The 24319-nt window shown below is 49.0% G+C and carries 23 protein-coding genes; 18 read left to right on the top strand and 5 right to left on the bottom strand.

Going from position 1 to position 24319, the window contains the following annotated elements:
• The first annotated feature begins 1 nt into the window (after position 1).
• The 14 genes from AC1HDJ_RS12180 to pgpA all read left to right on the top strand — a co-directional run bounded on the left by AC1HDJ_RS12180 (position 2) and on the right by pgpA (position 14977).
• The gene (locus tag AC1HDJ_RS12180) at positions 2 to 1111 is read left to right on the top strand and encodes a cytochrome-c peroxidase (RefSeq protein ID WP_479536031.1); all 1110 of its coding nucleotides are present in this window, start codon (positions 2 to 4) and stop codon (positions 1109 to 1111) included.
• 15 nt (positions 1112 to 1126) lie between these two features.
• Positions 1127 to 1630, top strand: coding sequence for a hypothetical protein (locus AC1HDJ_RS12175; protein WP_479536030.1), 504 nt, complete (start codon positions 1127 to 1129; stop codon positions 1628 to 1630).
• Between the two features lie 263 nt (positions 1631 to 1893).
• Entirely contained in the window at positions 1894 to 3051 is a 1158-nt protein-coding gene (yqhD, locus tag AC1HDJ_RS12170; RefSeq protein ID WP_479536029.1) for an alcohol dehydrogenase, read from the top strand.
• 351 nt (positions 3052 to 3402) lie between these two features.
• Positions 3403 to 4500 carry a glycine cleavage system aminomethyltransferase GcvT gene (gene gcvT, locus AC1HDJ_RS12165; RefSeq protein WP_479536028.1) on the top strand — a complete coding sequence of 366 codons (1098 nt, stop codon included), beginning with the start codon at positions 3403 to 3405 and terminating at the stop codon, positions 4498 to 4500.
• A 104-nt stretch (positions 4501 to 4604) separates the two neighbouring features.
• Positions 4605 to 5015: a glycine cleavage system protein GcvH gene (gene gcvH, locus AC1HDJ_RS12160; protein ID WP_479536027.1), complete on the top strand. Its 411-nt coding sequence runs from the start codon at positions 4605 to 4607 to the stop codon at positions 5013 to 5015.
• A gap of 115 nt (positions 5016 to 5130) precedes the next feature.
• Positions 5131 to 8022 carry an aminomethyl-transferring glycine dehydrogenase gene (gcvP, locus tag AC1HDJ_RS12155; protein WP_479536026.1) on the top strand — a complete coding sequence of 964 codons (2892 nt, stop codon included), beginning with the start codon at positions 5131 to 5133 and terminating at the stop codon, positions 8020 to 8022.
• Between the two features lie 136 nt (positions 8023 to 8158).
• Entirely contained in the window at positions 8159 to 8608 is a 450-nt protein-coding gene (nrdR, locus tag AC1HDJ_RS12150) for a transcriptional regulator NrdR (RefSeq protein ID WP_479536025.1), read from the top strand.
• Positions 8609 to 8769: 161 nt separating this feature from the next.
• A complete protein-coding gene (gene proP, locus AC1HDJ_RS12145; RefSeq protein WP_479536024.1) occupies positions 8770 to 10311 on the top strand; it encodes a glycine betaine/L-proline transporter ProP in 1542 nt (513 codons plus the stop codon).
• A gap of 219 nt (positions 10312 to 10530) precedes the next feature.
• Complete coding sequence (ribD, locus tag AC1HDJ_RS12140) at positions 10531 to 11655, top strand: bifunctional diaminohydroxyphosphoribosylaminopyrimidine deaminase/5-amino-6-(5-phosphoribosylamino)uracil reductase RibD (RefSeq protein WP_479536023.1); 1125 nt, start codon at positions 10531 to 10533, stop codon at positions 11653 to 11655.
• 80 nt (positions 11656 to 11735) lie between these two features.
• On the top strand, positions 11736 to 12407 hold the full coding sequence (locus AC1HDJ_RS12135) for a riboflavin synthase (RefSeq protein ID WP_479536022.1): 672 nt from the start codon (positions 11736 to 11738) through the stop codon (positions 12405 to 12407).
• 136 nt (positions 12408 to 12543) lie between these two features.
• Entirely contained in the window at positions 12544 to 13008 is a 465-nt protein-coding gene (ribH, locus tag AC1HDJ_RS12130; RefSeq protein WP_438623728.1) for a 6,7-dimethyl-8-ribityllumazine synthase, read from the top strand.
• A gap of 30 nt (positions 13009 to 13038) precedes the next feature.
• Positions 13039 to 13449: a transcription antitermination factor NusB gene (gene nusB / locus AC1HDJ_RS12125; protein WP_438623729.1), complete on the top strand. Its 411-nt coding sequence runs from the start codon at positions 13039 to 13041 to the stop codon at positions 13447 to 13449.
• A 60-nt stretch (positions 13450 to 13509) separates the two neighbouring features.
• On the top strand, positions 13510 to 14502 hold the full coding sequence (gene thiL, locus AC1HDJ_RS12120; RefSeq protein ID WP_479536021.1) for a thiamine-phosphate kinase: 993 nt from the start codon (positions 13510 to 13512) through the stop codon (positions 14500 to 14502).
• Entirely contained in the window at positions 14495 to 14977 is a 483-nt protein-coding gene (gene pgpA / locus AC1HDJ_RS12115; RefSeq protein WP_479536020.1) for a phosphatidylglycerophosphatase A, read from the top strand. Before thiL ends, pgpA begins: the two co-directional genes overlap by 8 nt.
• A 125-nt stretch (positions 14978 to 15102) precedes the next feature.
• Here the strand turns inward: pgpA and dxs are convergent, their stop codons facing one another.
• From dxs to xseB, 3 genes are read right to left on the bottom strand one after another with little or no spacing between them, the layout of a single operon-like run.
• Positions 15103 to 17010 (bottom strand): 1-deoxy-D-xylulose-5-phosphate synthase, encoded by a 1908-nt coding sequence (gene dxs / locus AC1HDJ_RS12110; RefSeq protein ID WP_479536019.1) that lies wholly within the window; start codon positions 17008 to 17010, stop codon positions 15103 to 15105.
• A gap of 27 nt (positions 17011 to 17037) precedes the next feature.
• The gene (ispA, locus tag AC1HDJ_RS12105; RefSeq protein ID WP_479536018.1) at positions 17038 to 17940 is read right to left on the bottom strand and encodes a (2E,6E)-farnesyl diphosphate synthase; all 903 of its coding nucleotides are present in this window, start codon (positions 17938 to 17940) and stop codon (positions 17038 to 17040) included.
• Positions 17937 to 18182, bottom strand: coding sequence for an exodeoxyribonuclease VII small subunit (gene xseB / locus AC1HDJ_RS12100; RefSeq protein WP_479536017.1), 246 nt, complete (start codon positions 18180 to 18182; stop codon positions 17937 to 17939). Before xseB ends, ispA begins: the two co-directional genes overlap by 4 nt.
• A gap of 286 nt (positions 18183 to 18468) precedes the next feature.
• On the opposite strand from xseB, the gene pomA reads away from it, so the two are divergent.
• The 3 genes from pomA (at position 18469) to thiI (ending at position 21731) form a co-directional block, all read left to right on the top strand.
• On the top strand, positions 18469 to 19233 hold the full coding sequence (gene pomA / locus AC1HDJ_RS12095; RefSeq protein ID WP_479536016.1) for a flagellar motor protein PomA: 765 nt from the start codon (positions 18469 to 18471) through the stop codon (positions 19231 to 19233).
• Positions 19233 to 20183, top strand: coding sequence for a MotB family protein (locus AC1HDJ_RS12090; RefSeq protein ID WP_479537140.1), 951 nt, complete (start codon positions 19233 to 19235; stop codon positions 20181 to 20183). The genes pomA and AC1HDJ_RS12090 overlap by 1 nt, the downstream gene beginning before the upstream one ends.
• Positions 20184 to 20261: 78 nt before the next feature.
• Positions 20262 to 21731: a tRNA uracil 4-sulfurtransferase ThiI gene (thiI, locus tag AC1HDJ_RS12085; protein ID WP_479536015.1), complete on the top strand. Its 1470-nt coding sequence runs from the start codon at positions 20262 to 20264 to the stop codon at positions 21729 to 21731.
• 124 nt (positions 21732 to 21855) lie between these two features.
• On the opposite strand, the gene AC1HDJ_RS12080 is transcribed toward thiI, so the two are convergent.
• Positions 21856 to 22812 carry a 2-dehydropantoate 2-reductase gene (locus tag AC1HDJ_RS12080; protein ID WP_479538078.1) on the bottom strand — a complete coding sequence of 319 codons (957 nt, stop codon included), beginning with the start codon at positions 22810 to 22812 and terminating at the stop codon, positions 21856 to 21858.
• Positions 22813 to 22879: 67 nt separating this feature from the next.
• On the opposite strand from AC1HDJ_RS12080, the gene AC1HDJ_RS12075 reads away from it, so the two are divergent.
• Positions 22880 to 23371: a YajQ family cyclic di-GMP-binding protein gene (locus tag AC1HDJ_RS12075; RefSeq protein ID WP_479536014.1), complete on the top strand. Its 492-nt coding sequence runs from the start codon at positions 22880 to 22882 to the stop codon at positions 23369 to 23371.
• Between the two features lie 164 nt (positions 23372 to 23535).
• On the opposite strand, the gene AC1HDJ_RS12070 is transcribed toward AC1HDJ_RS12075, so the two are convergent.
• Positions 23536 to 24291, bottom strand: coding sequence for a nucleoside-specific channel-forming Tsx family protein (locus AC1HDJ_RS12070; RefSeq protein WP_479536013.1), 756 nt, complete (start codon positions 24289 to 24291; stop codon positions 23536 to 23538).
• Positions 24292 to 24319: the final 28 nt, after the last annotated feature.

The following is a 24319-nucleotide window of genomic DNA, read 5'->3' as shown; positions in this document are numbered from 1 at the left end:
AATGCCATTACTCTTTTTGTTATTTTTTTCATCTTTTAGTGTGTGGGCCAGTTCGGGTTCTGGTGTAACGCTGTCTGCTGAAGAGGAGTTGGGGCGATATCTGTTTAATGATGTTCGTTTATCCTCTTTAGGTAACCGAAGCTGCGCAGTATGCCACGCCCCCGACTTAGGCTGGACCAACCGTTTTAGCCGTACGCCTGATGTAACGGGGCGCACGAATGGCCTTAATACACCCTCATTGCTGAATGTGGCTGGTTATCGGTATTTTACCCAAAGCACACCTGATATTGTCGCGTTAGAAGCGGCGATAATCCGCCCGTTATTCTCTTCCTCCCCTAAAGAGATGGGGATGACTCCCACCTTACTGGTCCAACGCTTAGAACAAGCAGGCGATCTCTATTTACCGCTGTTTAATGCCTCGTATCAGGATCAACACATCACTGTTCAGCGCGTTATTGCTGCACTAACAAAATATGTGAGTACGCTGCGTTCTATTGACACGCCTTGGCACCAATATCTTGCCGGAGATACCCGCGCAATAACAAGAGAACAGCGTAAAGGTGCGGCGCTTTTTTCCAGTACAACATTCGGTTGTAGCCAGTGTCATGGTGGTGAATTGCTGAATAAACCGTCAACAAAAGTGGATGTTTTTTATGCCAATACAGGGCTTTATGGAATAAAAGAAAACACCGGCGTTCGCCACTATTCTGCCGATTTTCAAGGCTTGAGTGTGGCCTCAGGAAATAAAAATGATGAGGGTAAATTTCGTATTCCCTCTTTGGTTAATATTACTGAAACCGGCCCTTGGGGGCACGATGGCAGTTTTTTATCGCTAGGTTCGGTCTTGGATAGCTATGCCCGCGGTGGCAGGAAAATCACATTAGGAAAAAATCAGGGAGACGGTGCATTACATGCAAATAAACATCCTCTCATACGGGGTTTTGTTTTATCTGTAGAAGATAAAAATGCCTTACTGGCTTTTTTTTATGCACTGAAAGTGCCTGATGCCAAAACTTATACCAATAAAGATTCCCCTTTTTGTCAGTCAGTAAAGTTAAAAAATAAAAATGACCCAGTAGGATGCATTCCCCCATACCAACATCGCCCATAAACAGGAGATCTATTCATGCGCAATACATTGTTTATTTTGTTAACGCTGGTGTTAAGCAGCCAACCTGCATTGGCTCAGACCAGTAAAGATAAAAAAATCTCTGAAGCGAGAAATCAGTATTTCAGTGAAGATTATAAAAAAGCGTGTCAGATACAGCCAGAGAACTATGCAGCTTACTCCAATACCCCTGACCAAGCGGCACAAGTAGAGGTAACGCTTGATAAAGGTTTTTCTCATCAATTTTCCGCAACCGGCAGTGAGCACTACCTGCAAATTGCCACAATACATTGGGATGAGAAGTTTGTTGTGATGGTCAATGATGATGTCACCTTAGCGATTAAAGGCGGTGATATTGTTGGCGAAAACATTGAGAACTACTCATGCCCAGAGCAGGGAAGAAAAATCTACCACTTAAATACACATGAATGGGCCAGTTATATGATGACAATAAATGCAAAGGCAGGTGAAAAAGTCTGGTTAACCGTTTTACCTGAGAGTAACCAGACCCATCAAAAATAAAAAAATGATACAAGATATCAGTTTATAGGTAGTGGCCAATGTTAGATATTAGCCACTATTTTATCCTGTTGAAACTATACTGAGTTGTGCACTGCGTGGTTGTTATTTGTCGGGGTTTTGTAACATTGCACTGATGTTGTGTTGCACCCTTGGGGAAATGGGTCGAGAATATTAGCAGGTTAATCCGTTATGGCAGCGCTGCTGTCTGGCGGCTGTAGGTTTGGTGATTCAAACCCTCATCTTCGGATTTAAAGGCGATATTTATGCAAAATTTTACGCTCCATACCCCAACAAAAGTGCTGTTTGGTAAAGGACAAATTGCCCATTTGCGTAATGTTATTCCGGCAGATGCACGAGTTTTAATTACCTACGGTGGTGGAAGTGCTAAGCGTTCTGGCGTTCTTGATCAGGTGCATGCGGCACTGAGCGGTATGCATGTGCTGGAGTTTGGGGGAATAGAGCCAAACCCTTCGTATGAAACGCTGATGCAGGCCGTTGAATTTGTTCGTAACGAAAAAATTACCTTTCTGCTGGCTGTTGGTGGTGGTTCGGTGATTGATGGCACCAAATTTATTGCCGCTGCAGCCGATTACGCTGGCGACCCGTGGCATATCATGCATACAGTGGGCAGTGATATTAAACAGGCCATCCCAATGGGCTCTGTACTGACACTGCCGGCAACTGGTTCAGAAATGAATATGGGCGCGGTGATTACCCGCCGCAGTACGGGTGATAAACAGCACTTTTTCTCACCGTTGGTGATGCCAAAATTTGCAGTGCTCGATCCTGAAATTACCTACACTCTGCCAGAGCGCCAAATAGCCAACGGTGTTGTTGATGCCTTTGTGCATACTATTGAGCAATATCTGACCTATCCGGTTGATGCCAAAGTACAAGACCGTTTTGCCGAAGGCTTGCTGCAAACGTTGGTGGAAGATGGCCCACGAGCTCTGGCTGAGCCACAAAACTACGCAGTACGCGCCAATATTATGTGGAGCGCGACAATGGCGCTTAATGGCTTGATTGGTGCTGGTGTACCACAAGATTGGGCAACCCATATGTTAGGGCATGAGCTGACCGCTATGCACAACATTGATCATGCTCAGACATTGGCAGTGATTTTGCCGGTGCTGTTGCAGGAAAAACGTGTTGCTAAACACGCTAAACTGCTGCAATACGCAGAGCGTGTTTGGGGGATACATGAAGGCAGTGATGAGCAGCGCATTGATGCTGCTATTGCCGCAACCCGCCAGTTCTTTGAACAGATGGGGCTAAAAACACACTTACGAGATTACGGCCTTGATGGCAGCACTATTCCGGCTATGGTTGATAAACTCAAACAGCACGGAATGAGCAAGCTTGGCGAGCATAAAGATATCCGTTTAGAGGATAGCCGCCGGATTTACCAAGCAGCGCTGTAAACGGCTACGAATACTTGTGTAGATAGATTGTGACTGACTCACAAATTGTTGTGAGTCAGTCACGTACTTATATTTAAACTCCTGATATCTAAGCTACTGCCATCCAAGCTGCTACGTTTTTTCTAACTTCGATTGTCTATTTTCTATTCACCCTTCTCATTTCTTCACTTTTTGCATACATATTGTTGTGGTATTTTGCAACAATAGTGCAAGTGAACTGTTTTTATCCTGTTAATTAAATTCTATCTTTTGTCAGCATTGAGCCGTGTAAAACACTATATCGCATAGCCTGCCGCGGTATTTACGGCATCACCGCTGATTTTAACGGCATACATACTAAGGATAGCGAGCATGGCAAACCGTACCCCTCTCTATGCACAACACCTTGCCGCCGGCGGCAAAATGGTTGATTTTCATGGCTGGGATATGCCGCTGCATTACGGTTCACAACTAGAAGAGCATCACCATGTTCGCCGCAGTGCCGGTATGTTTGATGTTTCACATATGACCGTTCTTGACTTACATGGCCCACAGTGTCGCCGGTTTTTGCGCTATTTACTTGCTAATGATGTGGCAAAACTGACGCAAACAGGAAAAGCCCTATATAGCGGCATGTTAAATGAATATGGCGGCGTGATTGACGATTTAATCGTCTATTTCCTGCAAGAAGACTTTTTCCGTGTAGTAGTGAACTCTGCCACCCGCGAAAAAGATCTGGCTTGGATTGGTCTGCAAGCGAAGGCATACAATATTGAGATCACTGAACGTGATGATCTGGCTATGCTGGCAGTGCAAGGGCCGGATGCCTTAACGCATGTTGCCGCACTGTTACCGGATGACCAACAGGCACAATTTACCGCGATGTCGGCCTTTTTTGGTCAGCAATACGGTTCATGGTTTATCGCCACTACCGGATATACCGGTGAGAAGGGGGTTGAGATCTTAATCCCGAATACTGAGGTTGATACTCTCTGGCAGCAATTACTGGCCCGTGGCGTACAGCCGTGCGGATTAGGCGCGCGCGATACACTGCGTCTTGAGGCGGGTATGAACCTGTATGGGCAGGATATGGATGAAACCGTCAGCCCGTTGGCCGCCAATATGGCATGGTGCGTGAGCCTGACACCGGAAAACCGTGACTTTATTGGTCGGCGTGCATTGATAGCCCAACAAGAGCAGGGGCATGAGCGGCTGGTTGGGTTGGTGATGCGCGAAAAAGGGGTGCTGCGTCACGGCCAGACGGTTCATTTTGTCGATAATCTGGGCATAGCCCAACAAGGCGTGATCACCAGTGGCAGTTTCTCACCCACATTGGGATGCAGTATTGCACTGGCCCGTGTACCCGCCGGAATTGGTGCACAGGCAGTTGTATTGATTCGAAACCGAGAAATGCCAGTTACCGTCACTGCACCACAATTTGTGCGTCAGGGCAAGGCCGTGATCGGCTAACGCATCGGGTTATCTGCTAATACATGGGTAGCGCTGATAGGCGTTATCTGATTCTCATTTCGTTAAACATGATTTTATTATCACGCGTATAAAAGGATGTTCTCATGAGCCATATTCCCTCTGAATTACTGTACACCGGCACCCATGAGTGGGTTCGTGATGACGGTAACGGCTGCTACACCGTTGGTATTACTGACCATGCGCAGGCACTGCTTGGCGATATGGTCTTTATCGAGTTGCCGGATATTGGCAGTCAGGTTGATGCGGGTGATGATTGTGCTGTTGCCGAATCGGTCAAAGCGGCATCCGATATTTACTCTCCGCTGACGGGTGAAATTATTAGCGTTAACGACGATCTCACTGATGCTCCTGATCGTGTGAATCATGATCCATACGGTGATGGCTGGCTGTTTCAGATAAAACTTGATGACCTTGAAGAGCTTGATGAGCTCATGGATGCCGAAGGGTATCAGCAAATGGTCTCTGCTGATGATGGTGAAGAAGATGAAGAGTAATTCACGCTTCTGAGATGAGTGTACATGAGTGCATTTTCCCACTCACCGCACTGATTGCTGTCGTGGCTTGCCACGGCAGCCTACCATTTTGACATCGCATTTCAGGGATTTGATAATGACGTTTACGCTGACTTCGCTCGATGATTCTCAGGCATTTGTGCGCCGCCATATCGGCCCTGATGCTGAGCAGCAAAAGCAGATGCTTGCCGCGCTCAAACTTCGCTCTTTAGATGAACTCATTGAGCAGACTGTACCTACTGATATCCTGCTGACTGCCGCGCCGCAAACGGTCAGTGCCGTGAATGAAAATCAGGCTCTGGCAGAGTTGCGGGTATTGGCACAGCAGAACAAAATTTTTAAGAACTTTATCGGGATGGGATACACAGCAACCATCACTCCGCCGGTCATTCTGCGCAATGTGCTCGAAAATCCGGGCTGGTATACCGCCTATACGCCCTATCAGCCGGAAGTATCGCAGGGCCGTTTAGAAGCGCTACTCAATTTTCAGCAACTCACCCTTGATTTAACCGGATTAGATGTTGCCTCGGCATCACTGCTTGATGAGGCTACCGCCGCTGCTGAAGCGATGGCAATGAGTGCGCGTTTAAGCAAGCGTAAAGGCGCAAACCGCTTTTTTGTGTCGGAAGACACCCATCCGCAAACACTTGATGTACTCAAAACGCGCGCCGAGGGTTTTGGTTTTACCTTAACGGTTGGCTCTCTGGCTGACACCTCGCAGTACGATGATCTGTTTGGTGTGCTCGTTCAATATCCCACCTCAAGTGGCAATATTGCCGATTATCGTGAACAGTTTGCCCGCTGGCAGGCGCAAAATATTGTGATCAGTGTGGCGGCCGATATGCTGGCACTGGTGTTGCTTGAATCCCCCGGCGCACTGGGCGCGGATATTGTCTTCGGATCGGCCCAGCGTTTTGGCGTGCCGATGGGTTACGGTGGCCCGCATGCCGCATTTTTTGCCACGCGTGACAGCTTTAAGCGCGCCATGCCCGGCAGGGTGATTGGTGTATCGCGCGATGCGCGTGGTAATACCGCACTGCGTATGGCTATGCAGACCCGCGAACAGCATATTCGGCGCGAGAAAGCCAACTCAAATATCTGCACATCACAGGTATTGCTGGCCAATATGGCCGGATTTTATGCCGTCTACCACGGTGCGCACGGGTTGCAACGTATTGCCCGCCGGATACATCGATTGACCACGCTACTGGCACAGGCTCTTATGCAACTGGGCTACCCGTTACGGCATCAGCACTGGTTTGATACATTGGTGGTCGAGTGTGCCGATGCATCACAGATACTGGCACGGGCGTATGCCCAGCAAGTAAATTTACGTGCTGATTTACCGCAGGCTATCGGTATTACGCTCGATGAAACCAGTACCTTGCAAGATATTCAACTGCTCTGCCGGATTATTACCGGAAATGGTGCTCTTGAGTTGGATGTTGATGCACAGGATCAACAACTCGAACAGTCAGACGAGCGATTGTTACTGCCGCGCAGCACTCCGATCCTGACTCATCCGGTGTTTTCACGTTACCACAGTGAAACCGACATGCTGCGTTATATTCACCGCTTAGAGCGTAAAGATTTAGCGCTGAATCAGGCGATGATCCCGCTCGGCTCTTGCACCATGAAACTTAATGCCACAGCAGAGATGATCCCAGTGACATGGCCGGAATTTGCTGCGCTGCACCCGTTTTGCCCGCCGGATCAGGCGCAGGGTTATCAGCAGATGATTGGCCAGCTCTCACGCTGGCTGATTGCCCTGACCGGTTATGATGCACTCTGTATGCAGCCGAACTCGGGTGCACAGGGCGAATATGCCGGATTGGTTGCCATCCGCCGTTATCTGAATGCGCAGGGCCAGCAACAGCGTAATGTGTGTCTGATCCCAAGCTCTGCACATGGCACAAACCCAGCTTCGGCGCAGATGGTAGGCATGGAGGTGTTGGTCGTTGCTTGTGATAAACAGGGCAATATTGATCTGGCTGACTTGCGTAGTAAGGCCGAACAGGTGGCCGAACGATTGGCCTGCATTATGGTCACTTACCCATCAACTCACGGTGTGTATGAAGAGACGATCCGCGAAGCGTGCCAAATTGTACATGGGTTTGGCGGGCAGGTTTACCTTGATGGTGCGAATATGAATGCCCAAGTTGGGCTGACGACTCCCGGCTATATCGGTGCTGATGTATCACACCTCAATTTGCACAAAACGTTTTGCATTCCACACGGCGGCGGCGGCCCAGGAATGGGGCCGATAGGGGTTAAAGCGCATCTTGCTCCGTTTGTGCCTGGCCACAGTGTTATTCAACTTGATGGCATGGTGAATGCCACCAGTGCAGTTTCTGCCGCACCGTTTGGCTCGGCCTCTATCCTGCCAATTAGTTGGATGTATATCCGCATGATGGGTTCTTTGGGGCTGCGTTATGCTACCGAAGTGGCCATTTTGAACGCCAACTATATTGCTGAGCGTTTAAGTTCTGCCTACAAAGTGCTGTACACCGGCCGTCACGGGCGGGTGGCCCACGAGTGCATCTTGGATATTCGTCCGCTGAAAGAGCTATCGGGTATCACCGAAATGGACATTGCCAAACGGCTGATTGATTATGGTTTTCATGCCCCGACGATGTCATTTCCGGTTGCCGGCACACTGATGGTAGAGCCGACAGAATCAGAATCACAGGCTGAGCTTGATCGCTTTATCGAGGCGATGTTGTCGATTCGCCACGAAATTGCACAAGTTGAGCAGGGAGTATGGCCGCGTACCGATAATCCACTGGTGAATGCGCCACATACACAAGATGATTTGGTGGATGAAGCATGGTTGCACCCCTATTCACGTCAGCAGGCTGTTTTCCCTACAGAACAAGTTCGCGCAAATAAATACTGGCCAAGCGTAAAGCGTTTAGATGATGTTTATGGGGATAGAAACCTGTTTTGTGCCTGTGTTCCACTGGCTGCATATGGTGATAGCGAGCAGTAATCCTCTATTGTTTCAGCCTTATGGTATCGTCAATGAGCAATGTGGGGCGGTTATTTTTGCCCCTTTTGCCATGCTCAGAGTACACTAGGGGGATCTATAACCGTAAGTCAGCCTGCGTTTGTTTACAGGAGGCCGTATGTACTGTCCCTTTTGTTCTGCTGTGGATACCAAAGTGATCGATTCACGGCTGGTGACAGATGGCACACAAGTTCGCCGCCGTCGCCAATGCCTAGAGTGCAATGAACGTTTTACCACCTTTGAAATGGCCGAGCTGGTGATGCCAAGGGTAATCAAAAGCAATGAAACCCGTGAGCCGTTTAATGAAGATAAACTGCGTCACGGTATGCTCAAGGCGCTAGAGAAGCGTCCGGTCAGTGCCGATGATGTTGAAAAAGCGCTGAACCACATCAAAAGCCGTTTGCGTGCAACCGGTGAGCGCGAAGTGCCGGCAAAAATGGTCGGCAGCTTGGTGATGGATGCCTTAAAACAGCTCGATAAAGTGGCGTATATCCGTTTTGCCTCGGTCTATCGCAGCTTTGAAGATGTACGCGAATTTGGTGAAGAGATCGCCCGTTTACAAGATTAAAAGACCGCCGGAAGGCGGTTTTTTTATGACCGCTATTTTATATGAACGGGTAACAAATTTGATATATGTGACTTCATACAGTACTCTTTATCGCCTGAGCGTAAAGGGAGAGAACCCTCAAATTAAGTATTAGTTTGTGCTGTAAAAGAGGTCAAATCTCAATGAGATTACGAAAAAAACGTATAAAACCGCTACAAATTCAAGATATTACGATAATAGATGATGCTAAATTAAAAAAGGCAATTACTGCGGCTGCATTAGGTAATGCAATGGAGTGGTTTGACTTTGGGGTGTATGGTTTTGTTGCATATGCACTCGGTCAGGTCTTTTTTCCGGGGGCCGCGCCCGGTCTGCAAGTTATCGCCGCACTGGCGACATTTTCTGTTCCTTTCCTTGTTCGCCCACTGGGTGGCGTATTTTTTGGTGCATTGGGTGATAAGTTTGGCCGGCAAAAGGTACTGGCTGTTACGATCATCATCATGTCAATCAGCACCTTTTGTATTGGTCTGATCCCCTCCTATGCCACCATTGGTATCTGGGCCCCGATTTTGTTGTTACTGGCTAAATTAGTGCAGGGTTTCTCTGTCGGCGGAGAGTATTCTGGCGCAGCCATTTTTGTTGCCGAGTACTCGCCGGATAAAAAGCGCGGCTTTATGGGCAGCTGGCTCGATTTTGGCTCTATTGCCGGATTTGTTGCCGGAGCCGGTGTCGTTGTGCTGATCTCAGCCTGTGTGGGCGAGAAGAACTTTCTTGACTGGGGCTGGCGTCTGCCGTTTTTCCTTGCTCTACCGCTCGGTGTGATTGGCCTGTATCTGCGCCATGCGCTGGATGAAACTCCGGCATTTCAGCAGCATACCGAAAAGCTGGAGCAACAACATGCCCAGCAACAGTTGGTTGCCGCACAAAATGGCTCGCCGCTCAGCGCAATGGCCGAGCCAAAGCGTGTCCCGTTTCGTGAGATTGCCAGTAAGCACTGGAAAAGCCTGTTGACCTGTGTCGGTATCGTGATTACCACGAACGTGACTTACTACATGCTTCTTACCTATATGCCGAGTTATCTTTCACATAATCTTCACTATTCAGAAGATCATGGCATACTGATAATTATTGCGATTATGATTGGTATGTTGTTTGTGCAGCCGATTATTGGGCTGCTCAGTGATAAGTTTGGCCGAAAGCCGTTTATTTTGGGTGGAAGCATTGGGTTATTGCTGCTCTCTGTGCCCTGTTTTATGCTGATCAACAGCAACCAAATCGCACTGATTTTTATCGGTTTACTGATTTTGGCGGTACTACTAAATGCGTTTACCGGTGTGATGGCATCGACACTGCCCGCCATGTTCCCGACTGAGATCCGTTACAGTGCTCTGGCGATTGCATTTAATATCTCAGTATTGATTGCCGGTTTAACCCCCACCATAGTGGCATGGTTAGTGGATATGACACACAACTTGTATGTGCCGGCATATTATCTGATGGTGATTGCGGTGATTGGTTTGCTGACCGGTATTTTGATGAAAGAGACGGCCAATAAGCCGCTTAAAGGTGCAACACCTGCGGCATCAGATAAAAAAGAGGCCAAAGAGTTGCTGCAAGAGCAATACGATACTATCGAACAAAAAATTGACGCAATTAACGAGCAACTTGCTGATTTAGGCGCACAAAAACAGCATTTGGTTGCCCAGCATCCGACCATTGATTGATAGGCGTTACCGTTTCACTCTGTTCAAGTAACATGTGTTCAGTGCCATGACCCGTATTGGCTTCTCGGTTTGTCTAAACCGACAGGCATAGCCAATACGGGCCACGGCAATGCAAAGGTATACTGCCACGGGGGTGTTTTCCTTTATGTTCAGAATAATGAAAACAACTGCCGATATTGCAGTAAAATATCACAACAGATTTCAGAGACAGCCTGCACAATGAACGATTCAGCGCGCGATCTTCACTACATGGCCCGAGCCATTGAACTGGCAAAACAGGGGCGCTTTACAACAGCACCGAATCCGAATGTGGGTTGTGTCATTGTTAATGATGGCCAGATTGTCGGCGAAGGGTATCACTACCGCGCCGGAGAGCCTCATGCAGAAGTACATGCGCTGCGCATGGCCAAAGAGCGCGCGCGCGGTGCAACTGCCTATGTGACGCTTGAACCTTGCAGCCATCATGGCCGAACGCCGCCGTGCGCTGATGCGCTGATTCAGGCTGGTATTCAGCGAGTTGTGGCTGCAATGCAAGATCCGAACCCGGAAGTTGCCGGTCGCGGCTTGTATAAACTGCAACAAGCCGGCATACAGGTTGAGCATGGTGTACTGATGGCGGAAGCAGAAGCCTTGAATAAAGGTTTCCTCAAACGCATGCGTACCGGATTCCCCTATATTCAAGTGAAAATGGCCGCCTCACTCGATGGCCGAACGGCGATGGCCTCTGGCGAAAGCCAGTGGATTACTGGCCCACAAGCGCGGCGTGATGTGCAGACGTTTCGCGCGCAAGCGGGTGCTATTCTGACTGGCAGTGGTACGGTGTTGGCAGATAACCCTTCGCTGAATGTGCGCTGGTCAGAGCTTGATGCAAAAATACAGCAGGCCTATCCGGTAGAAAATCTGCGCCAGCCGCTACGCGTGGTGGTGGATAGCCGCAATCAGGTTACACCGCAGCATCAATTAGTTTCACTCGATGGGCCGGTCTGTTTAGCCCGCACCTCTTTGGCGGCGGAAACCGAGTGGCCTGATAACGTACAACAACTGAAAATTCCTGCCAATAGCACAGGGCGGGTTGATCTAGTCACCTTAATGCTTTTACTGGGGCGTCAGCAGATTAACCATGTTTGGGTGGAAGCAGGGCCGGCTTTAGTTGGGGCACTGTTTGAAGCTGGGCTGGTTGATGAGCTGGTCGTGTATGTTGCCCCGATGCTGCTCGGTGATGCGGCGAAAGGGTTGTGCCATTTACCGGGCCTGATCCGTTTGGCACAAGCTCCGCGTTTTACATTCAGTGATGTACAGCCGATTGGACATGATCTACGTTTGATTTTGAAACCCCAGTATTAAAAATCAATAGGGTTTTGCATGATGGGTTTTGTAGCAAAGCGCATGCCCAAACATGGGCTGTTTTTAGACAGGTAATATGCATGTTTACAGGAATTGTAGAAGCTGTAGGTACACTAACTGCACTGACACCCAAAGGTGATGATATCAGCGTTACCGTAAACAGTGGTAAACTGGATTTATCCGATGTGCGTTTGGGCGACAGTATCGCTACCAACGGCATTTGCCTGACCGTTGTCCGTGTATTGGAAAATGGCTATCAAGCTGATTTATCGGTAGAAACACTGCAACGTACCGCATTTGCGAACTATCAGGCTGGGCAATCACTTAATCTGGAAAAGGCGTTAACGCTCAATACTCGTTTAGGTGGGCATCTGGTCAGTGGGCATGTTGATGGTGTTGCAACGGTTGTTTCACGAGCCGCAGTAGGGCGAGCCATTGAGTTTTGGCTGCAAGTTCCCGTTGCGCTGGCGCGTTATATCGTGCAAAAAGGCTCTGTTACACTTGATGGCATCAGTTTAACGGTCAATGCAGTTGACGGTGATCGTTTTAAAATCACGCTAGTGCCTCATACACAATCGGAAACCACCACGCATGCATGGCTGGCGGGCAGTAAAATTAATCTGGAAGTGGATATGCTAGCCCGTTACCTTGAGCGCTTAATGCTTGGTGACAACGCAGCAAATAGCAGCACCCCGTCTGCGCCGAATGGAATTAGCATGGATTTGCTGGCTCGCAGCGGTTTTCTGCGCTAACAGGCATTATTATGCTCGTTTTGTTTATAAAATGGGCGAATCTGTCGAGTGTGGTTGAGCAAGCTCTGCACACTGGCTAATACTGTGATAGAATCCGGCGCCTTATCGTCAGCCGGAATGAGCAACAGGAAGGATCATGAAGGTAATTGAAGGCTTAGTTGCTGCACCCAATGCTCGTGTAGCCATTGTGATTGCACGTTTTAACAGTTTTATTAATGAAAGCCTGTTAGATGGTGCTGTTGATGCACTCAAACGCATCGGTCAGGTTGCAGATGATAATATCACGCTAGTTCGTGCGCCGGGCGCATATGAACTGCCGCTGGTTGCCCGCCGTTTGGCGAAAAGTGGCAACTATGATGCGATTATCGCACTGGGTACCGTGATCCGTGGTGGCACAGCTCATTTTGAATATGTTGCTGGTGAGTGTAGCAAAGGCTTAGCTCAGGTCATGATGGAATCTGATATTCCGGTTGCCTTCGGCGTGCTGACGACCGAAACCATTGAACAAGCCATTGATCGTGCCGGCACGAAAGCCGGTAACAAGGGTGCAGAAGCTGCTCTGACTGCGCTGGAAATGGTTAACGTATTGAATGCAATTTAAAATCCTGAGGGGAAAAGCGTGAAACCCGCCATGAAACCAGCTGAACGTCGTCGTGCTCGCCAATGTGCTGTACAAGCCATTTATTCCTGGCAGATTTCCAAGAACGATGTTGCCGATGTAGAGTTACAGTTCCTGACGGATCAGGATGTTAAAGGCACGGATATTGCCTATTTCCGCGATCTATTGGTCGGTGTGGCACTGCATCACGAAGAGTTGGATCGTGTGATGGCTCCGCATGTTTCCCGCCCAGTTGATGAGTTAGACCCGATTGAAAAAGCTATTTTGCGCTTGTCTGTTTACGAGATGACAAAGCGTCAAGATGTGCCATACAAAGTGGTGATCAACGAATCAATTGAGTTGGCCAAGATGTTCGGCGCTGAAGACAGCCACAAGTTTGTCAACGGTGTGCTGGATAAGCTAGCGCCACGGGTTCGTAAATAATCCTGAGAAGGCCGGCTTTGCCGGCCTTTTTTTTATTCCAACGATATACTGTAATTTATTATGGCTTGTGGTGAATTTGAACTGATTGCGCGCTATTTCACGCGTGATCGAGCATCGCGCAAAGATGTTCAACTCAGTATTGGCGATGATTGCGCCCTGATGACACTGGCAGAGAATCAGCAACTGGCGGTCAGCACTGACACGCTGGTCTGCGGAACACATTTTCTGCCTGATATTAACCCTGCAGATTTGGGGCATAAGGCGCTGGCGGTCAATCTTAGCGATTTGGCTGCCATGGGGGCAACGCCGGCTTGGCTCTCACTGGCGATAACCCTTCCCGATGTGCAAGAGGCATGGCTGGCCGCATTTAGCCAAAGTATGTTTGCCTTGGCCGATTACTACAGCCTGCAATTGGTGGGTGGTGATACCACCAAAGGCCCGCTCAGCCTGACGCTCACCGTACACGGACAAGTGCCTTACGGCAAAGCCTTGACGCGCAGCGGTGCAAGTGCCGGAGACTGGATTTATGTCACCGGAACACTCGGTGATAGTGCCGCCGGTTTGGCTATCTTACTCAAGCAATTACAGCTTGATAAGCCTGAGCAGGCCTCCATTCAACAAGCTTTGCTTGCACGCCACCTGCGGCCAACCCCGCGTATTTTGGTCGGGCAGGCACTGGTGGGTATTGCTTCTGCGTGTTTGGACTTATCTGACGGGTTAGCGTCTGATCTGCGTCATATCCTAAATCGAAGTGCCTGTGGGGCGAAGGTTGAGCTTGATAAACTTCCGCTCTCGGCAGAGTTGCTGGCCGTGGTTTCACCTGAACAGGCGGTAACTTGGGCGATTAGCGGTGGAGAAGATTACGAATTGTGCTTTACTGTACCTGAAGTTAATCGCGGCCGTCTGGTTTCGGCGTTGGCCAATGTGGGGGTGAGTTATACCTGTATCGGGCAGATATCCGGTCAGGTAGGTAAACTTGAGTTCACCAAAAATGGCCAGCCTGTTGATATCAGTGCGCGTGGTTTTGATCATTTCGGAGAGAGCAATGCGTGAGGGAATCGATAAAATTCGGTTGAGTAACCCGGTGCATTTTCTGGCCGTTGGGTTTGGCAGCGGGTTATCACCGATTATACCCGGTACGATGGGAACACTGGCTGCGCTGCCGGTATGGTGGTTGCTGTCGCACCTGTCACTGCCCGTGTATCTGTTACTGACGACGCTGGCTTTTGTGCTGGGCGTGTATCTGTGCGGCAAAACGGCCGATGACATGCAGGTGCACGACAGCGGTGCAATTGTGTGGGATGAGTTTGTCGGCTTGTTTATTACCCTGCTGGCACTGCCTGCAATGACATGGCAATGGGTACTGACCGGTTTTGTGCTGTTCCGTTTTTTCGATATGCTCAAACCTTGGCCGATTCGCTGGTTTGATCAGAAAGTTGACGGTGGTTTTGGCATCATGATTGATGATGTGATCGCAGGGATTATTGCTGCCGCTTGTTTATGGCTAAGCCATCAATGGTGGGGATAACTCTAAAACAACATCATTTATTGTGAGCCGATTTCCGTATAAATATCGGCACAAGCAGATAAAAGTGAACGTTCAATCTGTTTGTGCCGGTTTTCTGTGCTAACGGCTTTTCTTCCGGTTACCGTTTATTGCAGCTTTTGTTGATATACCGTAATTTGCTGCACAATACCGTCTGCATCCAGCCCGATATCGTGGCGGATCTCATCTTGCGTGCCTTGCGGTACAAACAGATCCGGTAAGCCGATATTGAGCACCGGTTTACAGCGTGCCGATGACATTAGCGCTTCATTCACTGCGCTGCCCGCACCGCCCATTACCGCATTCTCTTCCACTGTCACCAGCAGATCGTGCGTATCGGCCAATTGAGCGACTAGCTGATGATCGAGCGGTTTGACAAAACGCATATCAGCGACCGTGGCATTGAGTGTTTCTGCCGCCTGTAGCACTTCTGGCAATAACGTACCAAAGTTCAGAATCGCTGTCTTTGGTGTTGATATTGGTACTGATGAAGTATGAGTATCGGCGTTGATCTCTCGCACTATTCGGCCTTTACCGAGTGTCAGCCCCGCTAGCGGTTGCAGCGTTGCACCCGTGCCGTTTCCGCGCGGATAACGTACCGCTGACGGCCCGTTATGTCGGTAGCCGGTATAGAGCATCTGGCGGCACTCATCTTCATCGCTTGGGGTCATGATCACCATATTCGGGATACAGCGTAAGAACGAGAGATCAAATGCCCCCTGATGAGTCTGCCCGTCAGCGCCGACAATCCCGCCGCGATCAATGGCAAACATCACTGGCAGGTTTTGAATTGCCACATCGTGAATCAGTTGATCATAACCGCGTTGCAGAAAACTTGAGTAAATAGCCACTACGGGCTTATAACCACCAATGGCTAAACCTGCTGCAAATGTCACCGCATGCTGTTCGGCAATGGCTACATCAAAATACTGCTTGGGAAATTCTTTGGAAAAACGCACCATCCCCGAGCCTTCACGCATTGCGGGGGTAATGGCCACCAGTTGCGGATCTTTGGCTGCTACATCACACAGCCAGTTACCAAAAATGGTTGAGTAGCTTGGTAAGCCACCGGTGCTTTTTGGCAGAGAGTCTTGGGTTGGATCAAATTTTGGCACGCCATGATAACCAATCGGATCTTTCTCTGCGGGAGCATAGCCTTTGCCTTTTTTGGTCATAATATGCAGCAGTTGCGGGCCTTTTAAACTGCGCATATTTTTCAGCGTGCGGGTCAGCTCTTCCACATTGTGCCCATCAATTGGGCCGATATAGTTGAAACCTAACTCTTCAAACAGTGTTCCCGGTACAACCATCCCTTTAATATGCTCTTCTGTACGCTTGAGCAACTCTTTAATTGGGGGAAGGCCTGCCAGTACTTTTTTGCCGCCTTCGCGGATAGAGGAGTACAAGCTACCCGATAGTACACGTGCTAGATGGTTGTTGAGTGCACCGACATTTTCCGAAATCGACATCTCGTTGTCATTGAGGATGACCAGCATATCAGGGTGTACATCCCCCGCGTGGTTCATCGCTTCAAATGCCATACCGGCAGTCATTGCGCCATCACCAATCACCGAGACCACTTTACGGCCCTTTGCTTCACGCTCGGCGGCAACAGCCAGACCCAGCGCAGCACTGATAGAGGTTGAAGAGTGCCCAACTGACAGCACATCAAACTCGCTCTCTTCCCGCCACGGGAAGGGGTGTAGCCCGCCTTTTTGCCGGATAGTTGGCATCCGCTCGCGGCGGCCGGTAAGAATTTTATGCGGATAAGCCTGATGCCCTACATCCCAAATAAGGTGATCAAAAGGGGTGTTATACACATAGTGTAGAGCGACAGTTAGCTCAACCGTGCCCAAACCTGATGCCAAATGGCCACTGGTACGGCTAACAGAATTGAGCAGGTACTGGCGTAACTCATCGCACAACTGAGGTAAGTTGTCTTTTGGGATCAGACGTAAGTCTTCAGGCGTATTTACCAACGCCAACATCGGGTATTTAGCAATATCAAGATTCATCACAAACTCGCGTTGCGCTTTAAGGTTTTATTTGTCGCGCTCAATGATGTAACTGGCGAGAGCTTCCAGTGCTCTGGTATTGTACGGCAGAGTTTGCAATGCGCCTAAAGCTTCTTGGTATAACTCCTGCGCTTTTGCCTGTGCGCCGGCAATACCAAGCAGGGCAGGATAGGTACTTTTACCCAGCCCAATGTCTGCGCCCTGACGTTTTCCTATCACGCGGGTATCACCGATCACATCTAAAATGTCATCTTGCACCTGAAACGCCAGCCCGATGGCATTGGCGTAGCGATCAAGCGCCGGCAGCGCTGCATAGCCGCGCGAACCGGCCGCCAACGCACCTAAACGGATTGCGCTGCGAATAAGTGCGCCGGTTTTATGATTGTGGATCTGCTCAAGTTGCGACAGGGTACAGGCTTGGCCTTCTGCCGCCAGATCAAGGGCCTGCCCGCCACACATACCGCCCACACCGCTGGCACCGGCTAGTTCACGCAGTTGTGCCAAACGTATCGCGAAGGCATCGGCACTGTTTTTGTTGTCGGCCTCTGCAAGTATAGTAAAAGCCAGCGTTTGTAGGGCATCACCGGCCAAAATTGCATTGGCTTCACCGTAACGAATATGGCAGGTCGGTTGTCCGCGCCGTAAATCATCATCATCCATGGCCGGCAGATCATCGTGGATCAGCGAATAGGCATGAATACACTCGACTGCAGCAGCAGGAGCATCAAGCTCATTGAGCGGGATATCAAACAGCGTTCCGGTGGCATAGACCAAAAACGGGCGTAGGCGTTTACCCCCGAGCAGTGTTCCGTGGCGCATGGCTTGTACAATGGCATGATCCTGAAACGGCAGACTGTCCAGATGCTGGCTTAAAATATGGTCAATTCGCTCTCGGTATAAAATTAACAGCTCGGAATAGGGCACGCTCATGACTCACTGTCAGCCGAAAAAGGGGTTAATGCGGCATTTGGCGCATTACTGAGCAAAATCTGTACGCGTTGTTCGGCCTGTGTCAGGCGCTGCTGGCCTTCACGCGCAAGCACAATTCCGCGTTCAAATGCTGACAAAGCCTCTTCCAGTGATAAATCACCCGATTCAAGACGTGTCACTATCTGTTCAAGTTCAGTTAATGTGGCTTCAAAATCGGTCGGTTTTTTCGCAGCTCTGGCCATAACATGTCAACATTTTAGGGAGTTATGGCGCAAAAGTTACCCCAGCCTTGCCAGTTGGTCAAATCAGCCGGAAAGTAACTGTGCGAAAAAGAGCTTTTTTTTCACTTTTCTGATTAATTTTCTGCGCCGCGTGCCGATAGCGATCCATAACAGACGAAAAACGAAGTAGAGAACGCACGGATACGGCAAGTTTTATATGCTTGTTACAACGGCTTGTTATAACGGTTTGTTACAACAGTAGCATGTGAATCAACTGTATCCCTGCTGGTTCCTAGAGGGCTGTATTGTGGATTTGGCAACACTCATTGGTTTAGTGGCATCTTTTGGTTTCATTATCTACGCCATGTTCATGGGCGGGAATGTCATGGTTTATATTGATATTCCCTCTGTACTGATTGTGGTGGGCGGAAGCCTATTTGTGGTGATGATGAAGTTCACCCTGAGCCAGTTTTGGGGGGCAGCCAAAGTTGCGGGAAAAGCCTTCTTTTATCGTTCAGAATCACCGGATGATCTGATAGTTAATCTTACCACTATGGCCGATGCCGCGCGTAAAGGCGGATTTTTGGCACTTGAGGATATGGAGATCACCAACCCGTTTATGCGTAAAGCGGTAGACATGCTGGTGGATGGCCATGATCCGGCCACCGTACGCTTAACGCTGACCAAAGATCTGAACCTAACCCTTGAGCGCCATGAACGTGGCGAGCAGATTTTTCGTGCGTTAGCCGATGTTGCCCCCGCGATGGGCATGATAGGTACGCTGATTGGTCTGGTAGCGATGCTGGCAAATATGTCAGATCCTAAGGCGATTGGCCCAGCGATGGCGGTTGCGCTGATTACCACGCTGTATGGTGCACTGATCGCCAATATGATCGCCAACCCGATTGCTGATAAGCTGGCACTGCGCCGGGATGAAGAAGCGCTGAATCGCCGTTTGATCATTGATGGTGTGGTTGCCATTCAGAATGGGCTTAACCCGCGGGTGATTGAGTCACTGCTGAAAAATTATCTGCAGGAGTCAAAGCGTGATCTGATGGATGAGGCTGCGTGATGGACGAGCGTCCGGTAAAAAAACGCAGTCCGGCAGGGTCTCCTGCTTACATGACCACCTTTGCTGATTTAATGACACTGTTGTTATGCTTTTTTGTGCTGCTGTTGTCATTTTCAGAGATGGATGTTGAGAAATACAAGCAGATCGCCGGCTCAGTGCGCAGTGCATTTGGTGTGCAAAGTCAGATTGATCTGCGTGATATTCCCAAAGGCACCAGCGTGGTGGCGCAAGAGTATCGCCCCGGCCGCCCAGATCCTACTCCGCTCAATACCATCATGCAGCAGACCGCTGACGTAACATTGCCGACACTCTATTTCCAGCCGGGTGATGCTGATCGCTCAGGGGCTAAAATTCCGCGTGAAGAGACTCAGCAGGTTGAGCAAAACAGCACGGCACAGAGTCAGTCTACCGAAGATCTGTACCAGCGTTTAAAACTGATGGTAGAGCGCGATCATCTCAGTGGTGGTATCGAACTTGAGATGCTCGGGCAGCAACTGATTGTTCGTTTGAATGAGGGAATGGCATTTGCTGCCGGTTCGGCATTTTTACAGCCCAAGTTTCGAGCGGTAATGGCCGATATCACCCGCCTGTTAAATGATGCCCCAGGTAAGATTTTGGTTGTCGGGCATACTGATGATCGTAATGTGGATACCGCACTGTTCCGCTCGGCGTGGGATCTCTCTGCCCAGCGTGCGGCTTCAGTGGCCATTGAAATGGAAAATAACCCGACATTCAATTCACGGCGGGTAGAGGTCACCGGCGTGGCCGATACGCAAAACCGTTTTCCGAATGATAGCGAAGAGCATCGTCGGAAAAACCGGCGGGTAGAGATTCATATTTTGCAGGGCAAAGCCACTGAGGCTGCGCCGCTTAAGCTATCAGAAGCACAAGCGCCGATACCTTTGGTGGATAAACCCACTAAAACGGCCACTGAGAGTGTGGCTCAATAGTGAGACAGCAACTACGCTATTGTGTATAATCCGCGCCTTCGCGCACTCCTCTCACTCCTTATGTGTTACTGAAAGAATATGAAATTTATCATTAAGCTGTTTCCTGAAATCATGATCAAAAGCGAGTCAGTCCGTCTGCGCTTTATTAAAATTCTGACTGGCAACATCCGTACTGTACTGAAAAGGCAGGATGAAACGCTGGCTGTTGTCCGGCGCTGGGATCATATTGAAGTTCGCTCTAAGGATAATAGTGCTGAAAATTATGCACGTTTACTGGAAGGGTTGATGGAAACACCCGGTATCCACCATGTTCTGGAAGTGGAAGAGAGCGAATATACCGATCTACACGATATTTTTGAGAAAACATTAGCCGCAAATCGTGCTCTGTTGGAAGGCAAAACTTTCAGCGTGCGTGCAAAACGTCGTGGTAAGCAGAGCTTTAATTCGCTGGAAGTTGAGCGTTATGTCGGCGGTGGATTGAACCAGCACATTGAAACAGCGTCGGTTAACCTGAGCCAGCCTGATGTGGTGGTACGCCTTGAAATTGATGATAACCTGCTGCGTTTAGTCAAGGCACGCTATGAAGGTATTGGCGGCTATCCGATTGGTACGCAAGAGGATGTTCTCTCACTGGTATCGGGCGGGTTTGACTCAGGGGTATCGAGCTATATGCTGATGCGCCGTGGTTGTCGTGTGCACTACTGCTTCTTTAATCTCGGTGGTTCAGCGCATGAGATTGGCGTGAAACAGGTCTCGCATTATCTGTGGAATCGTTTTGGTTCATCCCATAAAGTGCGTTTTTGTGCCATCAACTTTGAACCTGTTGTGGGTGAGATTTTAGAGAAAGTTGAAGATGGTCAGATGGGGGTGATCCTCAAGCGCATGATGATGCGTGCCGCTTCTAAAGTGGCCGAGCGTTTTGGCATTCAGGCACTGGTAACCGGTGAAGCACTTGGGCAGGTATCTAGCCAGACACTGACCAATTTGCGTCTGATTGATAATGTGACTGATACGCTGATTTTGCGCCCGCTGATTTCACATGATAAAGAGCATATCATCAAGCTGGCACGCCAAATCGGAACAGAAGATTTTGCCAAGACCATGCCAGAGTTTTGCGGTGTGATCTCAAAAAGCCCAACAGTAAAAGCGGTGAAAACCAAAATTGAAGAGGAAGAGGGCAAGTTTGATTTTGCCATTCTCGACAATGTGGTGGAAAACGCAAAATACATGGATATCCGTGATATTGCACATCAGGCTAAAGAGCAAGTTCCTGAAGTTGAAACGGTTGATGCCTTTGCCGCCGGCGAAGTGATTTTAGATATTCGCAGCCCGGAAGAAGAGGAAGAGAGCCCGTTAAAAGCAGAAGGGGTCTTAGCCGGTGTTGAATTGCAAAAAATGCCGTTTTATAAGCTTTCTAGCCAGTTTGATACGCTGGATCAGAGCAAAACCTACTTACTGTTTTGTGATCGCGGTGTAATGAGCAAATTACAGGCGCTCTATCTGCGTGAAAAAGGCTTTATGAATGTGAAGGTGTATCGCCGCGCGTAATGGTAGGGTAGCAATACAAAAAAACAGCGCACAGTGGAAGCTTACTTCCCGTGTGCTGTTTTTTTATGGTGGTTTTCCTTCCCCATAATATTTTCTCTAATCTCTAATCTCTAATCTCTAATCTCTAATTTTGTATGTTCTGTTGTATCTGCCGCTGCATAATCGCCTGATACAGCGCCAAGTTTGCTGGCGTAGAAATGTTCAGGCGGTGAGCCTGTTCCAGCAGATAACCGGTAATGAACGCAATTTCAGTCTCTCTGCCTTTGGCAATATCCTGCTGCATAGATGAGTAGTTTTCAGCTGTTGCATCAATCACCTGCATAACCTGCTGATACAGCGCATTGGTATCGGCGGGTACTCCGGTAGCGCTCATAACGGCAGCAACTTCCGCGCACAGTGTACGTATCTCATCAGGAAATGCGCGCAGCGCCCCGTTACGGCAGTTTTTTAACGCAGTTAGCGGATTAATGGCACAGTTGATTGCCAGTTTTTGCCATAAAAATGGCTGAATATTTTGATGCGAGCTGACTGTGGGTAAGGCTGTATTTAATGTATTAGCCAGCGCTACGCTGTAAGCATGCCCGCGCGGGTTGATTCCCCCAATCTGGGTTGTGCCTGCGCCGGTATGGCGTACGGTATGCCGGTTTACCCGTAGCGCGCCATGTGTAGTGATCCCCTGTAAAAGCGGCTGCTTAATAGCCTGACACTCAGCGTCTGACAAACTGCCCATACCGTTTTGCAGCAGCAGGATCGGGCAATCGGCGGGCAAGCCGTGAAGCAGTGCCAGCAGCGCCGGTTTTACGCTGCCAGCCTTGAGAGTGACCAGTAATAAGTGGCTGTGTGCTAGATGATCCGGCTGGTTTACCGGAAAAAATTGCGGTACATCAGATGGGTAGTGGTGATCAGAGAGTGAATTACCGAGTTTATCGGCATACGGCTGAAGGGGGCTATCGGCCAGCATACAGTGCCACTTTGTGTGTGGCTGACGCAACCAACCTTGTACCGCATGGCCTGCGGCGGCCAGTTTTAGCATCCAGAGTTGCCCGATAGCCCCACAACCGAGTACAGTAATTTTCATCATGGTTTTCCGCCTTGCCTGCAGTTCTGCTATCATGCCAGTTGTTGTTGATTAAGTAGAGAGAGCCGTGATGCCTTCTTTTGATATTGTCTCTGAAATTGATTTTCAGGAAGCCCGTAACGCAGTAAATAATGCGAATAAGGCACTGGAAAGCCGTTATGATTTTCGTAATGTCACTGCCAGCATTGAGTTGAACGAGAAAAACCAAACCATCAAAGTATCAACTGAATCTGATTTCCAAATTCAGCAACTGATGGAAATTCTGCGCAGTGCACTGGTAAAGCGTGAGATTCAAAATGGTGCACTTGAAGAGCCAGATGCCTGTGAGCACAACGGTAAAACCTTCAGTAAAGAGGTGAAGCTCAAGCAGGGAATTGAAACCGATATGGCGAAGAAAATTGTCAAATTGATTAAAGATTCCAAGATCAAAGTGCAGGCACAAATTCAAGGTGAGCAGGTGCGTGTTACCGGAAAAGCCCGCGATGATCTGCAAGCGGTAATGGCGCTGATCCGTACATCTGATTTGGGGCAGCCGTTCCAGTTTAATAACTTCCGTGATTAATTACGGATAATACGGTAAACGTAAAAAAAGCGCCGCCGGTGAAATACTCATCGGCGGCGCTTTTTTATGGTCAGAGCTTCACTATTAAAGCTTCATGGTTAACCGGATACTGCTGATAAGCAATGCCCAGTTATGCTGCCAAACCCGACCAGAAAAGGGGATTATCAGAAGTTATATTTTACGCTGTAGATCAGACCATCTTGGTATGCAGCACTGCCCAGCTTCTTATCTGCATAACGGTACTGAATACCGGTGGTGATGCTTGGTGTTGCATTCCACCACAGTGCTACTGCACCGTTTAGGCCCTCTTTACCGCCGTTACCGTAATCGGTATCACGTGCAAATTCGTATTCGTTCCAGTTGGTGATGCTGAACTTTTGATCGGCAACCACGAAGTCATAACCGGCAACCCAGCCAAACATATAGCCATTATTACCGTCAAAAAAGGTGTTGTTGGTGTAGTTTGCGGCCAGGAATGGTTTTGCCCAGAAGCTGCCTACATTGAAGTTGTAGCCGATACCGTAGATGAAGTTTTGTTCATTAAAACCATCAGAGTGGGTATCGTAGAAGTGGCCGTATAGGTTAAAACCGCTATCACCTAAGTAGTAACGTACTGTACCTTTTGCCGCGATACGCAGGCTGCGGCCATCTTCACGGTCATAGCTGTGGGTTGGGTTTTCCAGATCAAAAAAGCCGTAAACTTCACCCCAGTTGTAACCTGCACCGCCTTCAAGTTCTAAATACGGGAAGTCTTTCTTGCCAGGTTTATCATTTTTTGTATCGTATGTTTCATTAACCGTACGGCTACTCCAATCTAGATAGTTAGCACTGACATTGGCAAAGCTGTAGATAGGTTCAGCGTGAGCAGAGACAGATGCCATAACGGCGAGGGCAGATAAACCAGCAAGACTTTTGCGCATGAGAAACCTCAGTTAAACAACCCGTAGG

The sequence above is a fragment of the Plesiomonas sp. ISS29 genome (assembly GCF_056522795.1).
Note: the sequence above shows the minus strand (reverse complement) of the source record. Positions and strands in the feature narration are given on the sequence as shown.